This window comes from Actinopolymorpha sp. B11F2, from assembly GCF_040195635.1.
Lineage (GTDB): Bacteria > Actinomycetota > Actinomycetes > Propionibacteriales > Actinopolymorphaceae > Thermasporomyces.
Map to the genome: position 1 here is coordinate 43,151 of NZ_JBEFTX010000005.1, position 16,975 is coordinate 60,125.

Annotated in this window: 15 protein-coding genes; 6 read left to right on the plus strand and 9 right to left on the minus strand. The window is 69.0% G+C overall.

All coding sequences use genetic code 11. From position 1 onward, the window contains the following. Positions 1–125: 125 nt before the first annotated feature. The 5 genes from ABN034_RS11100 to ABN034_RS11120 form a co-directional block, all read right to left on the minus strand. A complete protein-coding gene (locus ABN034_RS11100) occupies positions 126–1,778 on the minus strand; it encodes an alkaline phosphatase D family protein (RefSeq protein WP_349690913.1) in 1,653 nt (550 codons plus the stop codon). A gap of 285 nt (positions 1,779–2,063) precedes the next feature. Further along, a complete protein-coding gene (locus ABN034_RS11105; RefSeq protein WP_349690914.1) occupies positions 2,064–3,743 on the minus strand; it encodes an alkaline phosphatase D family protein in 1,680 nt (559 codons plus the stop codon). 202 nt (positions 3,744–3,945) lie between these two features. Further along, positions 3,946–5,136, minus strand: coding sequence for a tRNA dihydrouridine synthase DusB (gene dusB / locus ABN034_RS11110; protein ID WP_349690915.1), 1,191 nt, complete (start codon positions 5,134–5,136; stop codon positions 3,946–3,948). 42 nt (positions 5,137–5,178) lie between these two features. After that, a complete protein-coding gene (locus ABN034_RS11115; protein ID WP_349690916.1) occupies positions 5,179–5,934 on the minus strand; it encodes a hypothetical protein in 756 nt (251 codons plus the stop codon). 38 nt (positions 5,935–5,972) lie between these two features. After that, positions 5,973–7,391 carry a glycine--tRNA ligase gene (locus ABN034_RS11120; protein ID WP_349690917.1) on the minus strand — a complete coding sequence of 473 codons (1,419 nt, stop codon included), beginning with the start codon at positions 7,389–7,391 and terminating at the stop codon, positions 5,973–5,975. Here ABN034_RS11120 and ABN034_RS11125 point away from each other — a divergent pair. The 5 genes from ABN034_RS11125 to ABN034_RS11145 all read left to right on the plus strand — a co-directional run bounded on the left by ABN034_RS11125 (position 7,375) and on the right by ABN034_RS11145 (position 11,163). Further along, positions 7,375–7,890 carry a DUF6703 family protein gene (locus ABN034_RS11125; protein WP_349690918.1) on the plus strand — a complete coding sequence of 172 codons (516 nt, stop codon included), beginning with the start codon at positions 7,375–7,377 and terminating at the stop codon, positions 7,888–7,890. The genes ABN034_RS11120 and ABN034_RS11125 overlap by 17 nt on opposite strands. A 198-nt stretch (positions 7,891–8,088) precedes the next feature. Then, positions 8,089–8,946: a metal ABC transporter substrate-binding protein gene (locus tag ABN034_RS11130; RefSeq protein WP_349690919.1), complete on the plus strand. Its 858-nt coding sequence runs from the start codon at positions 8,089–8,091 to the stop codon at positions 8,944–8,946. Further along, positions 8,946–9,725, plus strand: a complete 780-nt coding sequence (locus ABN034_RS11135; protein WP_349690920.1) for a metal ABC transporter ATP-binding protein — start codon at positions 8,946–8,948, stop codon at positions 9,723–9,725. Before ABN034_RS11130 ends, ABN034_RS11135 begins: the two co-directional genes overlap by 1 nt. A gap of 2 nt (positions 9,726–9,727) precedes the next feature. After that, complete coding sequence (locus ABN034_RS11140; RefSeq protein ID WP_349691214.1) at positions 9,728–10,681, plus strand: metal ABC transporter permease; 954 nt, start codon at positions 9,728–9,730, stop codon at positions 10,679–10,681. 80 nt (positions 10,682–10,761) lie between these two features. Then, complete coding sequence (locus tag ABN034_RS11145) at positions 10,762–11,163, plus strand: Fur family transcriptional regulator (protein ID WP_349690921.1); 402 nt, start codon at positions 10,762–10,764, stop codon at positions 11,161–11,163. A 79-nt stretch (positions 11,164–11,242) separates the two neighbouring features. Here the strand turns inward: ABN034_RS11145 and ABN034_RS11150 are convergent, their stop codons facing one another. From ABN034_RS11150 to ABN034_RS11160, 3 genes are all read right to left on the minus strand, one after another. Then, positions 11,243–12,064, minus strand: coding sequence for an isoprenyl transferase (locus tag ABN034_RS11150; protein ID WP_349327666.1), 822 nt, complete (start codon positions 12,062–12,064; stop codon positions 11,243–11,245). 8 nt (positions 12,065–12,072) lie between these two features. Further along, positions 12,073–12,996, minus strand: a complete 924-nt coding sequence (gene recO / locus ABN034_RS11155; protein WP_349690922.1) for a DNA repair protein RecO — start codon at positions 12,994–12,996, stop codon at positions 12,073–12,075. Positions 12,997–13,062: 66 nt separating this feature from the next. Beyond that, positions 13,063–13,698, minus strand: coding sequence for a CPBP family intramembrane glutamic endopeptidase (locus tag ABN034_RS11160; RefSeq protein ID WP_349690923.1), 636 nt, complete (start codon positions 13,696–13,698; stop codon positions 13,063–13,065). Between the two features lie 291 nt (positions 13,699–13,989). Between ABN034_RS11160 and ABN034_RS11165 the strand changes: the two genes are divergently transcribed. Beyond that, the gene (locus ABN034_RS11165; RefSeq protein ID WP_349327663.1) at positions 13,990–14,307 is read left to right on the plus strand and encodes a Fe-S cluster assembly protein HesB; all 318 of its coding nucleotides are present in this window, start codon (positions 13,990–13,992) and stop codon (positions 14,305–14,307) included. Between the two features lie 269 nt (positions 14,308–14,576). On the opposite strand, the gene ABN034_RS11170 is transcribed toward ABN034_RS11165, so the two are convergent. Next, entirely contained in the window at positions 14,577–16,688 is a 2,112-nt protein-coding gene (locus ABN034_RS11170; protein ID WP_349690924.1) for an ABC transporter substrate-binding protein, read from the minus strand. Positions 16,689–16,975 lie beyond the last annotated feature (287 nt).

Genomic DNA, 16,975 nt, shown 5'->3' on the forward strand with positions numbered 1-16,975 from the left:
ACTACCGCCGTCTGACCAACCGCTGTCGGGCCAACCACCGTTCCGACCAACCGCCGTTGGATGAGGGCGCCCCTTGCGTGAGGGGCGCCCTCATCCAACGGGAGCGATCGGCCCGCTCCCCCACGTCACGGGCGTTCGGTCTCCCACGCCACTGTGTCGGCGATCACCTGCGCGGGATCAGCGTCGGCCGACCGCGCCCGAACGGCCGTGCTCGGCGGTCGGTCGGCCACCTGGTGCAGGCCAGGCTTGCCGTCCTCGATCGCGAACGACGCCCGCGTGAAGACCTCCGCCCCCGGCTCCTGGACGTACGGCAGGCAACGGAAGTCCGCCCGCATCTCCTCCGGCGTGATCGTCGTCCGCACGTAGCCGCGCAGGTTGTTGTAGAACCGCAGGTGCGGGTTGATCTGCAGGAACGGATGGTCGCCCGGGATCGAGTCCGCCCCGTTGCCGCCCGACGTGATCGAGCTGCACACGAGCTCGGAGCCGACCGTCGTCGAGGTCGGGTCGTCGTAGTCCAGCTTGAGGTCGCTCGCCCAGTGCGCGTGCACGTCGCCGGTGAGCACGACCGGGTTGCGGACGCCAGCGTCAACCCAGCCTTGCGTGATCCGCTGCCGCGAGGCGACGTAGCCGTCCCAGGCGTCCATGCTGGTGACCTTCGCCGGACCGTTGTTGTTGTCGCGTTGGGCGAAGAAGACCTGCTGACCGAGCACGTCCCAGCGGGCGCGCGACCGGTGGAACCCGTCGATGAGCCACTCCTCCTGCTCCGCACCGGTGATCGACCGCGAGGGGTCGACCGCGGCCGGGCAATCCTTGTAGCCGTCGCCGCAACCCTGGTCGTCGCGGTACTGCCGGGTGTCGAGCAGGTGGAACGTCGCCAGCCGACCCCAGCGGATCCGCCGGTAGAGCTGCAGGTCGATCCCGCGCGGCACGGACGAGCGGCGCAGCGGCATGTTCTCGTAGTACGCCTGGAACGCCGCCGCCCTCCGGGCAAGGAAGTTCGGCTGCGGGATCTCCGGCTTCTCGTACACCTCGTCGGCCCAGTTGTTGTCCAGCTCGTGGTCGTCCCAGACGACGAGCCAGGGTGCAACCGCGTGTGCGTCCTGCAGGTCCGGGTCGGACTTGTACTGCGCATGCCGTTGCCGGTAGTTGGCCAGCGTCTCCGTCTCCGGGCCCTCGTGGTCGCGCGGGTTCCCGCCCGGTGCGACGTACACGCCGGCCCGGTATTCGTACTGGTAGTCCCCAAGGTGCAGTACGAGCTCGGGGCGATCCTCGGCAAGTCTCTTGTACGCCGTGAAGTACCCGTGCTCGTACTGCGAGCACGACACGAACGCCATCGCGAGCGACGACACCAGGCTGTCCGGCGACGGAGCGGTCAACGCCCGCCCGACACGGGACACGAAGCGACCCACCCGGAAGCGGTACCAGTACTCACGGCCGGGTTCCAGCCGTGTCACCTCCACATGCACGGCGTGCGCCGACGACGGGCGGGCGCTCGCCGAACCCGACCGGACGACCCGACGGAACCGCTCGTCGGCCGCCACCTGCCACTGCACGTCGATCGCGGCGTCCGGCATGCCGCCGAGCCCGTCTTCGGCGACTGGGTTGACGGCGAGCCGGGTCCAGATGACGAATCCGTCCGGGCCCGGGTCACCCGACGCGACTCCCAGGGTGAACGGGTCCAGGGTGACGGCGCTCGGCCGCGCCGCGTTCGCCACCTGGGGCAACGCGAGAGAAGTTCCGGCGGCGAGTCCACCGATCAGCAGGATACGGCGACCCACGTCATGGGGCGTGTGGTCATGCTGGGGCCCATCGTGTTCGGGCACTGAGCACCTCCGCGAGATTGGCTCGGAGTGCTCAGCATCGGCGGGCAAGATCCCCAGCACATGGCGTGATCGTGAGGCGCCGGCGACGACCAGATGACCGGTTGGCTGCGGTGCGTCCAGTTACGGACGTACGACGTCTCGAGCTCGACCGGGCAGCCACGCACGGGGACGGTGCACGGCACTTCCCCACGATGCACGGTGAATGTGCCGTGCATCGTGGGGAAGGCGGGGGTGGCCCACTCAGGTGTAGCGCCTGGTCTCCTCGTAGACCGTGTAGTCGATCCACTCCTGTGGAGTGTCGGGCGCGGAGGCCGCACGCACCGGCGTCGGGTTGTCCGCGACCTGGTGCAGCCCCGGCTCTCCGTCCTGGACGACGAACGACGCGCGGGTGAACGGGGTGGCGCCCGGCTGGCTGACGTACGGCACGACCCGGTAGTCGCCCTGCATCTGGTCCGGGGTGACCGTCAACCGCACGTAACCCCGCAGGTTGTTGTAGAACCGCAGGTGCGGATTGATCTGCAGGAAGGGGTGCTCGTTCGGGTCAGAGTCGAAGCCGTCACCACCGGAGGAGATGGACGTCGTCACGAACTCCGACCCGACCGTGGCCGACGTCGGGTCGTCGTAGTCGAGCTTCAGGTCGCTCGCCCAGTTGGCGTGGACGTCGCCGGTGACCACGACGGGGTTGCGCACTCCCGCGTCGACCCAGCCTTGCGTGATCCGCTGCCGCGAGGCGACGTAGCCGTCCCACGCGTCCTGGCTCGTCACCTTGACCAGGCTGTCGGCGTTGTTGTCACGCTGGCCGAAGAACACCTGCTGGCCGAGCACGTCCCAACGCGCCCGCGACCGGTGGAAGCTCTCGATCAGCCAGGCCTCCTGCTCCGCGCCGGTGATCGACCGCGCCGGATCGACCGACGCCGGGCAGTCCTTGTAGCCGTCCCCACATCCCTGGTCGTCGCGGAACTGCCGCGTGTCGAGCATGTGGAACGACGCCAACCGCCCCCACTGGACCGTGCGGTAGAGCTGCATGTCGATGCCGACCGGGATCGACCTGCGGCGCAGCGGCATGTTCTCCCAGTACGCCTTGAACGCGGCCTCCCGCCGGGGCAGGAACACCTCCGGCGGCTGCAGGTGCGGATCCTGCGGCACTTCGTCGGCCCAGTTGTTGTCGATCTCGTGGTCGTCCAGGACGACGAGCCACGGTGCCGCCGCGTGCGCGGCCTGCAGGTCGGGATCGGTCTTGTACTGCGCATAACGCTGCCGGTAGTTGGCGAGCGTGGTGGTCTCCGGCCCGGCGTGCAGGCGCGGGCGACCGGCGACACCCGCCGACTCGTACTGGTAGTCGCCGAGGTGCAGCACGAGATCGGGCATGTCGTCGGCGATGCCGCGATGGGCGGCGTAGAAACCCGACTCGTAGTGCTGGCAGGACGCCAGGCACACCGTCAGATGCTGCGCGAGTACGCCCGGCTCGGGTGCGGTCCGGGTACGCCCGACCGGCGAGAGGTGCGACGCCACCTTGAACCGGTACCAGTAGTCGCGCCCCGGGTCGAGGCTGTCGAGCTCGATGTGGACGCTGTGCGCATCTTCCGGGCGGGACGTGACGCTGCCCGACGCGACGATGTCGCTGAACCGGTCGTCCTTCGCGACCTGCCACTGCACCGGCACCGTGGCGTCCGGCATGCCGCCCAGTCCGTCGTCGGCAAGGGGTTCGGGAGCAAGCCGGGTCCACAACACGAACCCGTCATGGCTGGGGTCCCCCGACGCAACCCCCAGGGTGAAGGGGTACATGCGGGCGTAGATCGGCGGTACCTTCTCCGCGGCATGTGCCGGCACTCCGGCCCCGAGAAGGGACCCGGCGGCCAGACTGCCGGCGAGAAACGTCCGCCTGCCAAGGCCGTCGGATCGGTCGTTCGTTGGGGACACGCTTCCACCTCCGCGTCGCTTCGGCTTCTTCGGAAAGCCCGTCGCGAACGCACGGTGTTCGTTCGGATGCGCTTCGGCGTTCGGGTCGGGTCCTCCAGGATGGGCGCCGATCAACGCCTCGGCGAGGCCTTAGCCGATCATGGCGCGGCCAACATCTGACATGCGAAGGCAGAAGGGTGGAGGAAAGCGCCGGCGGCGGCTGTCAGCCGCCGGAGATCCCGACCTCTGCGGCGGCGAGGTCGGCGCCCACGCCGTCCCGGTCCGACAACCAACCCGCGGGCAGGGTCACCGGCCGCGGACTCCCCTGCCGCCCGCGCGGTAGTCCCAGAGCCGCCTGCGGAAACGGCTGATCGGCGTCCAGCTCGGCCAGCAACGCGTCGAGCTCGGCCAGGGTGGAGACGAGGGCGAGGGCGCTGCGGAGGTGCTGGCGTACGGCGAAACCCTTGAGATACCAGGAGACGTGCTTGCGGAACTCCCGGCAGGCCCGGTCCTCGCCCATGTCCTCGACGAGCAACCCGACGTGCCGCCGCATCACGCGGGACACCTCACCCAAGGCCGGCAGCACCGTCGCGGGCTCGCCGGCGAAGACCGTCGCCAGGTCGCGGAAGAGCCACGGCCGGCCGAGACACCCGCGCCCGACCACCACTCCCGCGCAGCCGGAGTGCTCGACCATGCGAACCGCGTCGGCGGCCTCCCAGATGTCGCCGTTGCCGAGCACCGGGATGCCGACGTGGGCGACGAGCGCACCGATGGCGTCCCAGTCGGCCTCGCCGCTGTAGTGCTGCGCGGCCGTACGCCCGTGCAGGGCGATCGCCGCGCAGCCGGCCTGCTCGGCGATCCGGCCCGCGTCGAGGTAGGTCAGGTGGTCGTCGTCGATCCCCTTGCGGGTCTTCATGGTGACGGGCACGCCGTAGGGCCGCGCCGCCTCGACCGCAGCCCGGAGGATGGCGTCGAGGAGGCCGCGTTTCCAGGGCAGGACGGCCCCGCCACCCTTGCGGGTCACCTTGGGCACCGGACAGCCGAAGTTGAGGTCGACGTGGCTGACGTCGTACTCCCCGCACAGGATCCGGGTCGCCTCGCCGACATAGCGCGGGTCCACGCCGTAGAGCTGGACCGACCGGACCGCCTCCCCCGGATCGAACGCCAGCATCCGCCGGGTCGACTCGTCGCCCTCGACCAGCCCGCGGGAGGTGATCATCTCGCAGACGTACAGCCCCGCCGCCGGCGCAGCGCCCTTCCCGTTCCGCGACGGCCCCGCGGTCCCGGCCGCCTCAGCCTGTTCCCGACACAGCGTCCGGAACGCCGCGTTCGTCACGCCGGCCATGGGAGCGAGGACGACCGGCGGGTCCACACGGTGCCGGCCGACAGTCAGCGCCGGGGTTGCTGCTCGCATGCCCACATTGTGTCCCGTCCCCCGATGCCGGAGCTCAGGGACTCAGGACTCCGGCCGCAACGCGAGCGCCCCTGTGGGCAGGAGCTCTCCGCGGTAGGTCACCGCCTCGTTGTAGACGTCGGTGACCCAGCAGGTGAAGGCGTTCCGGTTGCCGACCTCGACGAGCTCGAGGCCGATGATGTCGCAGGTCACGCGAGCCGGCTTGAACGACTGCCGGGTCGCTTCGTAGATCGCCTTCTGCTCCGAGACCGGCAGCCGCTTGGCCGTCCAGCTCGCCTGGACCTCCGATCGGCTCACCTTCGCGCGGACGCCGAACCTGGTCGAGGATCCCCACAGCGACACGTCACAGCTGAAGTTGTAGGTGCCCACCTGGATGATGTCGTTCTCCGACACGGTGCAGTCGGCCTTGGTGGTCTTCGGATCGACCACGCCCGCGGACTTCCACACCTCGGTCTTGAGCTGGTACGCGATCCGGGTGAGTTCGGTGTCGGACTTCGCCGGTGGCTTCGGCATCCGCGGAGTCGCGAACGTCTCCTCAGGTTGGGGCAGCGGCGACATGGTGACCGTCGGGGCCGCCGACTTGCGCTTCTTCGGCTTCACACTCGCCGGCGTGCTGGACATGGGTTGGGCGACCCGACGCGGCGACGTGTCACCCTTGTGCGGCGTGCTCTCGGACTTGTCGGGCGGGAGCCGGAGCTCAGAACCAGCTGCCTGGAGGGCGCAGCCCGTCACGAGCGCGAGGACCCACACCAACAGACCCACACCCGCAACCCGGCAGATACGTGCTCGTCGTGTCATCACAGCAGTCGTGTCACCACAGCAGAGGAAAGGAGGACTCAGCAGCCGGCGAGACGCTCGGCGAGATATCCCCCGACCCGGTCCAGGGACACCCGCTCCTGCGCCATCGAGTCGCGCTCACGCACCGTCACGCAGAGATCCTCCAAGGTCTCGAAATCAACTGTCACACAGTACGGCGTACCGATCTCGTCCTGACGACGGTACCGGCGTCCGATCGCACCGGCATCGTCGAAGTCCACATTCCAGCACGTACGCAGCTGTGCCGCCAGCTCCCTGGCCCGTGGCGACAGGTCCGCATTGCGGGACAACGGCAGGACCGCCGCCTTCACCGGAGCCAGCCGGCGGTCGAGGCGTAGGACGGTCCGCTTCTCCAGCTTGCCTTTGGCGTTCGGCGCCTCGTCCTCGGTGTAGGCGTCGAGCAGGAACGCCAGGAATGCGCGGGTCAGCCCGGCTGCCGGTTCGATGACGTACGGCGTCCAACGCTCGCCCTTGTCCTGGTCGAAGTAGGACAGGTCGGCGCCAGAGTGCTTGGCGTGCGTCGTCAGATCGAAGTCGGTGCGGTTGGCGATCCCCTCGAGCTCGGCGAACTCCTCGCCACCGAAGCGGAAGCGGTACTCGATGTCGACCGTCCGCTTGGAGTAGTGCGAGAGCTTCTCCTTGGGATGCTCGTAGAACCTCAGGTTGTCGGGATCGATGCCGAGGCCGACGTACCAGTCCCACCGGGTCTTGAGCCAGTAGTCGTGCCACTCCTCATCGGTTCCCGGTTCGACGAAGTACTCCATCTCCATCTGTTCGAACTCCCGCGTACGGAAGATGAAGTTGCTCGGCGTGATTTCGTTGCGGAAGCTCTTACCCGTCTGGGCGATCCCGAACGGCGGCTTGCGACGCGCCGAGGCCATGACGGTCGCGAAGTTGACGAAGATCCCCTGCGCGGTCTCCGGCCGGAGGAAGTGCAGACCGGTGCCGGCGCCGGATCCCCCGCTGTGGGACCGCTCGTCACCCGGGTCGACCGCACCGAGATGGGTCCTGAGCAGGCCGTTGAACATCCGCGGCTCGGTGAAGGCACCGGTCGTGCCGCACACCGGGCAGGCGACGTCGGCGAGGTCACCGGCGGGCGGCGTCCCATGCTTGGCCGCATGCGCCTCCTCGAGGTGGTCGGCCCGGAACCTGCGGTGGCAGCTCTGGCACTCGGTCAGGGGATCGACGAACGCCTCGACGTGCCCGGACGCCTCCCACACCGCCCGCGGCAGGATCACCGACGAGTCGAGCCCGACCACGTCGTCGCGGGAGCGGACCATGCACCGCCACCACTGCGTCCGGATGTTGTCCTTGAGCTCGACGCCGAGTGGGCCGTAGTCCCACGCCGACCGGGTACCGCCGTAGATCTCCCCGCAGGGAAAAACGAAACCGCGACGCTTGCAGAGACTGACGAGGGTGTCGATGCGGTCGGCTGGCACGTGGTCGCTCCATCCGGCTGGGTGTCGGCGGGGTACGCGGAACTGCACAGGTTACCGGGACGTTGCCGCACCTGACGCAGGGTTCGGACAGCCTGTGGGGGAAGATCGGAGTGAGAGGCGCCGGCCCAGGCGCCCGACCCGACCTGATGTCAGGAGAACCGTGTCCAGCGGGCCCCACTCGCCACGTCAGTCGCGCACCACCTCGGCCGCTCCGGCAGCGAGCGGGTTCCGGGCGCGTGTCGAGAAGGTGAGCTATCCCCTCCTCGTCCGCCTGCACACCCTGCCGCGGTGGCTCGTCGCGCTCATCCCGGTCGCGCTTCTTCTCGGCGGCCTGACGGCTCCCCGGCCCTACAGCTCGGTGTGCCTGGCCGCCCTCGTCCTGGTGATGGGCTGGGTGGCCTATCTCGCCTGGCATCACGGCGATCGCCTTCGCCGGGTGTTCAGGGTCGTCGCCCTCGGACTCGCGGTCGTGGCCCTTGTCCTGAGCCTCCTGCCCTGAGTGCCCCGGCCGCGGGAGCGGTTGACATACCGGTCGCCCTAATTGACAATGATTCTCATGTTCTTAGGGTGGAGGCGGTCTCGGGGCCGCGGAGTGCTGGTCGGAGCCTGCGCGGGCGTCCTCCTGGTCGTCCTGGGGGGAGTCGCCGGCTGCGGAACCGATAGCGAAGGAGCCCCCGGAGCCAGCGACAAACTGGCGGTGGTCACGGCCTTCTACCCGTTGCAGTACGCAGCGGAACGGATCGCCGGATCCCACGCCGACGTCACGAACCTCACCAAACCCGGCGCAGAGCCGCACGACCTCGAGCTCACGCCCCGAGACGTCGCGACGATCGAGGAGGCCGGGCTCGTCATCTACCTGAACGGGTTCCAACCCGCGGTCGACGACAGCATCGCGCAGGTGGCGGGCGACCACAGCCTCGACGTCACCACCCTGGCCAAGCTGACCCGACCGGCCGCCTCGGACGTACATGAGGACGCTCACGAGGACGCTCACGAGGACGGGGAAGAAGGCCACGCGGACAACGAGGCCCAAGGAGCGCCCGACCCCCACTTCTGGCTCGACCCGGTACGCCTCGCCGGGGTGGGCGAAGGGATCGCCGAACGCCTGGCCACCCTCGACCCCGACCACGCTCAGGCGTACGAACGCAACGCCGGCGAGCTCCGCGCGGACCTGGAGGCGCTGGACGAGGAGTTCGCCACCGGCCTAGCGAGGTGCACGAACCGCGAGCTGGTGACCAGTCACGCGGCGTTCGGGTACCTCGCCGCCCGCTACGACCTCGAGCAGGAAGGCATTGCCGGGCTCTCGCCCGAGCAGGAGCCGTCGCCTGCCGAGCTCAGTGCCGTCGCGACGTTCGTCCGCCGCCACGACGTCCGTACGATCTACTACGAGACACTGCTCGACCCGTCGATCGCGGACACGCTGGCGACGGAGACCGGGGCCGACGTTGCCGTCCTCGATCCGCTGGAAGGGCTCACCGACGAATCGGCCGGCACCGACTACCTGAGCGTCATGCGAGCCAATCTCGCCACGCTGGAGAAGGGCCAGGACTGCTAGTGCCCCCCGACGACCACCCGTCGTCCGCGACCACCGCGCCGCAGGTCACACCGCCTGCAGGCACCGCCGCGCGCGGAGGTCCCGTCGTCCGGATCCTCGGCGGAGCGGTGAGCTACGCGGGCGTGCCGGTCCTCAGTGGGATCGACGTCGAGGTCCACCCGGGCGAGGTGGTCGCACTGCTCGGCCCGAACGGTTCCGGCAAGTCGACCCTGCTGCGCACCATCCTGGGGCTCGTCCCCCTCGCCGCCGGCTCGCTCGAGCTCTTCGGCACTCCAGGTGAGCGGTTCGGCGAGCGGGCTCGGATCGGCTACGTCCCGCAACGGCAGACCGTGGGCGGCGGTGTCCCCGCGACCGTCGGCGAGGTCGTGAGCACCGGCCGCCTGGTCAGCCACCGGTGGCGGCCCTGGCTGACCGGAAGCGACCGCGGCATCGTGGCCGACGCGATCGCGACCGTCGGGCTGGCCGAGAAGACACACGAGCGGATGTCCACCCTCTCCGGCGGCCAGCAGCGCCGCGCCCTGATCGCCCGCGCCCTGGCGAGCCAGCCCGACCTGTTGGTCATGGACGAACCGTTCGCCGGTGTCGACGCACCCAACCAGGAGATCCTCGCCGCCACCCTGTCCACGCTGGTCGCCGGCGGGGTCACGTTGCTCCTCGCCACCCACGAGATCGCGCCGGTCGCGGCCCTGGTCAGGCGTACGGTCGTCGTCGACCATGGCCGGGTCCGCTACGACGGGCCACCGACGGAGGCTGTCCTCAGCCTCGGAAGCGTCCGGTGACCATGGAGATCCTGCAGTTCGACTTCATGCAACGGGCCCTGCTCGCCGCACTGTTGATCGGCCTCACCGCACCGGCGGTCGGCGTCTACCTCGTCCAGCGGCGGCTCGCACTGATCGGCGACGGCATGGGCCACGTCGCCCTCACCGGCGTGGGCGTCGGTCTCCTCACCAACACCGCACCGATCTGGACCGCGCTCGCCGCGACCATCGCCGGCGCGCTCGCGATCGAGTTCATGCGGACCAAGGGGCGCACCAGCAGCGACGTCGCCCTGGCCGTCCTCTTCTACGGCGGCATTGCCGGCGGCGTCGTGTTGATGGCCAAGTCACCCGGGAGCACGCCGGCCAACCTCAACGCGTTCCTGTTCGGGTCCATCACGACCACCTCGCCGGCCGACCTCGTCGTGTTCGCCGCGCTCGCGATCGGCGTGCTCGTCACGACGATCGGTGGTGCCCGGCTGTTCTTCGCGGTCGGGGCCGACGAGGAGTACGCCCGGACCGGTGGCCTGCCCGTGCTCGGGCTCAACGTCGTGCTCGCCGTGATGGTCGCCGTGACCGTCGTCGTGTCGATGCGGGTCGTCGGGCTCCTCCTCGTCAGCGCGCTCATGATCGTGCCGGTCGCCTCCGCCCAGCGCCTCGGTCGCAGCTTCGCCGGAACCGTCGCGACGGCCATGGTGATCGGCGTGGTCGTGAGCGTCGGTGGCGTCGGCGCGTCGTACTACGCCGACACGCCCTCGGGCGGCACGATCGTGCTGGCGGCGATCGCGGTGTTCATCGTCATGGCGTTGGCGTCCGGGCTGCGCTCCCTGCTCCGGCGGCCCCATCGAGAGGCAGAGGATCACCTCCACCAGCACGGCCCCGGGTGCGGGCATCCTGCGATCGACCATGACGATCACATCGACTACGTCCACGATGGGCACCGCCATGCCGTCCACGGCGCGCACTACGACGAGCATTAGTGCTCTCCGGGACGCCTCGTCGCCGGCGTGAGACCGTCGGCGAGAATGGACCCGCGACCGGCGATCGAGGAGGTATCCAGGTGACCACCGGGCCGAAGCTGCGGGCGACCCGCCAGCGCGCTGCCGTCGCCGAGGTCCTCGACGGAATCGACGACTTCCGCAGCGCGCAGGACATCCATGCCCTGCTGCGATCGCGCGGTGAGACGGTCGGACTGACGACCGTCTACCGCACCCTCGCCGCACTCGCGGACGCCGGCGAGGTCGACGCCATCCGTACCGCCGACGGCGAGACCGTCTACCGCCGCTGCGCGACCTCCCGACACCACCACCATCTGGTGTGCCGGTCCTGCGGGCGCACCGTGGAGGTCCAGGGCCCGGCAGTCGAGCGGTGGGCCGACCGCGTGGCTGGCGAGGCCGGATTCGTCGACGTCACCCACACGGTGGAGGTCTTCGGCACTTGCGGCACCTGCGCGACCCGGTGACAGCGACCAGCCCGGGACCGCTCAACCTATCGGCGGCGGCGGGCCGGAGCATGATCACCGAGGGCGGCCCCGCCCGACGTCAGGAGCTCCCGTCGACGACGTTGGGCTCGGCGCCACCGAAACGCCGGTCCCGTTGGGCATAGATCTCGATAGCCCGCCACAGATCCCGCCGGTCGAAGTCCGGGAACAACGTGTCGAGGAAGACCATCTCCGCGTACGCCGACTGCCAGAGCAGGAAGTTCGAGGTCCGCTGCTCCCCCGAGGAACGCACGAACAGGTCGACGTCGGGGAGATCCGGTTCGTAGAGATAACGCGCCAGCATCCGCTCGTCCACCCGGTCGGCGCGAACCTTTCCCGCCGCGACATCCATGGCGAGCGCCCGCGCGGCATCGGCGATCTCCGCCCGGCCGCCATAGTTGACGCAGAACTGCAACGTGATCACGTCATTGTCCTGCGTACGCTCGGCGGCCTCCTCGAGCTCGGCGATGACGCTCTTCCACAACCGCGGCCGCCGGCCCGCCCAGCGCATGCGTACGCCCATGGCGTCGAGTTCGTCGCGCCTACGGTGGATCACGTCCCGGTTGAAACCCATCAGGAACCGCACCTCGTCAGCGGAACGACTCCAGTTCTCGGTGGAGAACGCGTAGGCCGAGAGCGTCTTCACGCCGATCTCGATCGCACCCTTGATCACGTCGAGGAGGGCGCCTTCGCCGCGTTCGTGTCCACGGGTACGCGGCAGGCCACGCGCTTTCGCCCAACGGCCGTTGCCGTCCATCACCAGCGCCACGTGCCGCGGCAGGAGGTCGACTGGGATCTCCGGCGGCCGGGCGCCGGACGGGTGCCGGTCGGGTGGGACGACCGGCGGGCGTGGCCGGACCGGCGGACGGCGGCGACGTCGCATTCCTGGGCTCATCCTGCGCCCACGCCTGTGTCCATGCTCGCGTCACTACCCGGCCCCGGCACCCGGCACGCCCCTCCCTCGCGACCTCGTTCCACACCGACCACTCCACTCACTCGCTCGCCGCCCCGCTCCGTGCTCATGGTCGGGCGCGGCTCCGTGCTCATGGTCGGGCGCGGCTCCGTGCTCATGGTCCCGGGCGGCTCCAATCGCTCGACGTGCGGGAGGGATCGGAGGGCGCGTTCCAGATGCCACTGGAGGTACGCCGACACCATGCCGGTCGCCTCGCGGCGGTGACGGGCGTCGCTGGCGTCGGCCACCTCCCACTCACCGGTCAGCAGAGCCGCGAGGAGCTGCACCGTCTCCGCGGCCGGCAGCGCGACCCCCGCGGGCCGACAGTCGGCGCACACCATGCCGCCCGCCGCCGGGGAGAACGCGCGGTGCGGTCCCTCGACCCCACACCGTGCGCAGGCATCGAACGACGCTGCGTAGCCCGCGACCGCCAGAGATCGCAGCAGGTAGGAGTCTAGGATCAGTCCCGGATCATGCGCCACCTCGGCGAGCGACCGGAGCGCCGCCACGAGCAGCAGGAACTGCTGGGTGGCGGGTTCCCGCTCCTCGGCGGTGAACCGTTCGGCCGTCTCGAGCATCGCCGCCGCTGTGGTGTAGCGGCCGTAGTTGGCGTACATCGCCTCGGCATAGGGGCGGCGGGTCTCCGCCTGCGTCACCACGTCGAGCGAGCGCCCCACCGCCAGCTGGACCTCGACGTAGGAACACGGCTCGAGGCGGGCGCCGAAGCGTGAGGTGGTCCGTCTGACGCCCTTCGCGACCGCGCGTACCCGACCGTGGTGCCGGGTCAACATCGTGATGATCCGGTCAGCCTCGCCCAGTTTCTGGGTACGCAGCACGATCGCTTCGTCAACGTACAGGGTCACGCCGCCATTCTTACCTGCCGCCAGCCCTCGTGTCAGAGCAGGCACCGCGCGGGGTTTGGCCGGCTGTCAGAGCAGGCTCAGCAGCCCGATCACGGCGATGCCGTTGATGAGCAGATGCGCGACGATGGCGGGACCGAGCCGGTCGGTGACGAGCCGGACGTAACCGGCGGCCAACCCGGCGGCGAACAACAGCGCGACCCTCGTCGGCTCGAGGTGGATGACGGCGAACAGCCCCGCGGTCAGCAGGAGGGTTGGCCATCCACCCAGCCCGCGCCGCCGGAGCGCCGACCACCACGCTCCTCGAAAGTGCAGCTCCTCGACGAACGGGGCGGCAAGCGCGAGCGTGGCCAGAGCGACGACCTGCCAGTCGGCCTGGGCTTCGCCTGCGGCGACACCCAGCGACGAGGTGGGAGTGTCGCCGGTGAGCTGGACATAGACGAGAACGAACACCACGGCGGCGACGAGGACCACCAGACCGCCCAACGCGCCGATTCCGAGGTCGACCGGGCGGAACCGCCACGCAAGGTCCGAACGCGGCCCGTTCCCACGCCGCAGCGACATCACGATCGGCAACCCGGCCAAGGCAAGCCAACCGACCGGAGTCGCGACGATTCCGGCAGTAACCGGATCGGCTCCCAGCGCAACCAGCGCGACCGACACGCCGAACGACAGTACGACGAACCCCAACAGCGCGGCGACCACGGTGGGAATACCCCACCGTGGGGATATGGGCGCAGACGCGACTGATTCGGGGGGACTGGTAGTCGTCACTCCCCCATCATCCCGCTTCCGCGACCCGCCAACTCGGGCCCTGGGTTTGACTGTGCGCCGATGAGGGGCAAGGGTGGAATGACCGGCAGTCAACGCACCAGGGAGTGATTCACCACCTGCCCAGCCGGCCAGGGCCCCTACGCGGCAGTGTGCGGTTCGCGCGTGCCGTTCTCGAGTGGGGCCTGTTCACCATCTCCACACACTCGAATCCGAGGAGCAATTTTGCTTGCGCTCACCAACAACGCTGCGCTCGTCATCCAGTCCTTGACGAACAGCCCCGAGCTTCCCGGAAGCGCAGGACTGCGCATCACCGCGCAGCCTGAGGACCAGCAGAGCCTCAGCCTTGCGGTCGCCCCGGAACCCACCGATGGCGACCAGGTAGTCGAGGAGCAGGGTGCCCGCGTCTTCCTCGAGGCAGGCGCGTCGACCATGCTCGACCAGATGGTCCTCGATGCCGAGGTGGACGCTCAGGGCAGCGTCCAGTTCTTCCTGGGTACGCAGTCCGGCGGCACGCCTGCCGCTGGCGCAGCGACCAACTGACCGTCGTTCCTTCGGACCTCACCGAACGGACGATCTCACCTCAACCGCGGCCTTAGTGTCGGCGGCGGTAGTGGTGCATGTCGACTCTGCCGGGACCGGGACCGAGAATGCGTTCGACAAGCGCCGTCCCTGTCGAACGCACTCTGTCCCGGCCCGAGGCCGTCTCGAGTGGATGCACGAGACCTCGCCAGGGCTCGGACGCGTCGCGCAATGAGCCGGTCTGGTTCCAGCCTCCCCACGCCTGCCTCCGCGTGATCGCCTTGCCTGGTTCAGGATGTGCCGGCAGGATCCTCCCAGTACCACGCCTCGGGGTCGTACGCCGCGGGCGTCGGGTGGTGCCAGTCGTTGACGAGACCGCCGAGTGCCGTCTGCTCGCGGGTGGGTACGTTGCGCAAGCCCTGCTTGACGAGCTCGACCCTGGGGAAGTTCGCGACCGCGCCAAGGAAGAACGGTCCTTCCTCCACGTGGATCTTCACCATGTCCCAGAACATCCCGTCGCGCGCGACCGCGTCCGGCTCCACGCGTGCACGGTCCGCGAGATCCCATAGCTGCTCAATGGGTCCGCCCTCTTCGGGCTCCATCCGAGGTGGAGTCCGCTTGTACGGATCAAGGTCGAGTTGCTGCTTCTCCACCGGGGTTCCGCGGACCGAGTAGAACTGTCCCTGCAGCGGCGCCCAGCGGGAGGGCTCCATGGGCATGAGCCACAGCAGGTCGGCGCCGAAGGTGAGGGTGCTCGTCTCCCAGGCCGTCTTGGTCATGAGCTTGCCCTGCGCCCACTGGTCGTCCAACGCCTCCGGCGAGACCGGGCTGAGCCGGGTGTCGATGCCGATCGCGTCCCAGCTCTTCTTCAGGATGTTGTTCTTCTGCATGTGCTCGCCGCTTGGATCTTCGTCGGCGGGATACTCCAGTCGTACGACGAGCTTCGTGCCGTCGGGCATCTCGCGCTTGCCGTCGCCGTCCTTGTCGACCACGCCGATCTCGTCCAGCATGGCCTTGGCCCGGTCGGGGTCGTAGTCGACCCAGGAGTCACGCCACTGCTTGTAGACAGCCATGCCGTCGCCGCGGTGGAACTCCCGGGTCTTGGGCCCGTAACCGCCCGTCGTCAGGTCACCGGTGTTGAAGTAGATCGACTTCCGGACCTCGGCACGGTTGTAGGCCAGCGAGAGGGCCTGCCGGAACTCCTTCATCCGGATGAGCTTGCGCATCTTGGGGTCGTCGTAGTCCTGGCTGAAGAAGAAGATCGATCCGGTGCCTGAGCCGCTGTCCCACAGGATCATGTCCAGCTGGTTCTTCGACTGCGTGGCCTTGATGCCCGACACGTCGCCGAGGTTCAGACCGGCGAACGCCCCGTGTACGTAGTCGAACTGACCGTTCTGGATCTGCAGCTTCATGGTCTCGGGATTGTCGACGACGCCGAAGTTCAGCGTGTCGACGTAGGGCAGCTGGTTGCCTTCTTTGTCGACCACCCAGTAGTACGGGTTCCGCTCGAACGTGGCCGACCGTCCCTCCCGACGTGACTTCAGCAGCCAACCGGTCATGGTCGGCGATTCGGGGTTGGTGGTGGCGTTGCGCTTCGCGTCGAAGATCTCCGCCCAGTTCTCCGGCACGCTCTTGTTGTACTTGGGATGGAACTGCTGCATGTAGTGCTTGGGTTCCATCCACGACGCGGCGATGCCCCGGTTGACCCAGTTGGCGATCATGTCCGGCACCATCGGGGCGGGCGCGTCGAAGGTCATCACGAGCGTCAGGTCGTCCGGCGCCGCGAGCTTCGCGATACTCCCCGTCCCCGAGCGCGCCTCGTCCGGTATGCCTTCGGCGTACTCCTCGTTGAGGACCATGTCCTCCCACCAGAACATGATGTCCGCGGTGGTCCACGGCTCGCCGTCCGACCACTTCAGACCGGCACGGAAGTGGAACGTCCACTCCGACGCGTCCTCGTTGCTCTCCCAGCTCTCCGCGAGGCCCGGTCCGAGGTCGAGTCCGTCGTTGAGCCAGCGAAGCGGTGAGTGGCCGTACATGTATTCCTTCATGTCCCAGCCGTCGGTGCTTTCTGACACGAGCCGCATGCTTCCGCCGTACTTGCCCGTCGTGGCCCACCGGTGCGGGATGACGTACGGATGTTCCGGCAGTCGCTCGGCGACCGGCGGCAGGTCTCCCGCCTTGACCAGCTCGGCGAGGCTGGGTGCCTCGTTGAGCTTCGCCGGCGGTGGCAGCGGCTTGGGCTCCGAACCCTTGGCCGCCTTGCCGGTCGGGGCCTTGGTGCCGGAGTCCCGACCGGGCGTGTCGCCAGAGCCGGAGCACGCACTGAGCATCACCCCGCCGACTGCGAACGCGGCGCTGTAGAGAAATCCCCGCCGGCTGAGTGTGTCGCGAGCCGCCATCGTCACGACCTCCAAGGAAGCGATCGGCGGCCTGCGTCGGCCGCCAGCCAATCGTCGATTCGATTCGACATAGAAACGTGGCCGAAACAGTAGTCCGGAGCAGCGGACTACTGTCAAGGCTGCAGCCGCGGGTGCTGCCTTCGTGTCCATTACCGGACACACTCGCCTTGCCTCACAGCGGATTGAGACCGCTTGACAGGTTTTCTCCAGCCGCCGTAGCGTCCGAGCCGACAGGGCCCGCATCGTCGAACGTCATCGAATTGATTCGACGATGTGTTCCGTCGCCT

Coding starts and splice junctions, on each gene's coding strand:
- ABN034_RS11115 (WP_349690916.1), bottom strand. CDS start 5,934: ATGACACGACGAGCACGTATCTGCCGGGTTGCGGGTGTGGGTCTGTTG.
- ABN034_RS11150 (WP_349327666.1), bottom strand. CDS start 12,064: ATGCGACGTCGCCGCCGTCCGCCGGTCCGGCCACGCCCGCCGGTCGTC.
- ABN034_RS11140 (WP_349691214.1), top strand. CDS start 9,728: ATGGAGATCCTGCAGTTCGACTTCATGCAACGGGCCCTGCTCGCCGCA.
- ABN034_RS11125 (WP_349690918.1), top strand. CDS start 7,375: ATGCGGTCGGCTGGCACGTGGTCGCTCCATCCGGCTGGGTGTCGGCGG.
- dusB (WP_349690915.1), bottom strand. CDS start 5,136: ATGCGAGCAGCAACCCCGGCGCTGACTGTCGGCCGGCACCGTGTGGAC.
- ABN034_RS11170 (WP_349690924.1), bottom strand. CDS start 16,688: ATGGCGGCTCGCGACACACTCAGCCGGCGGGGATTTCTCTACAGCGCC.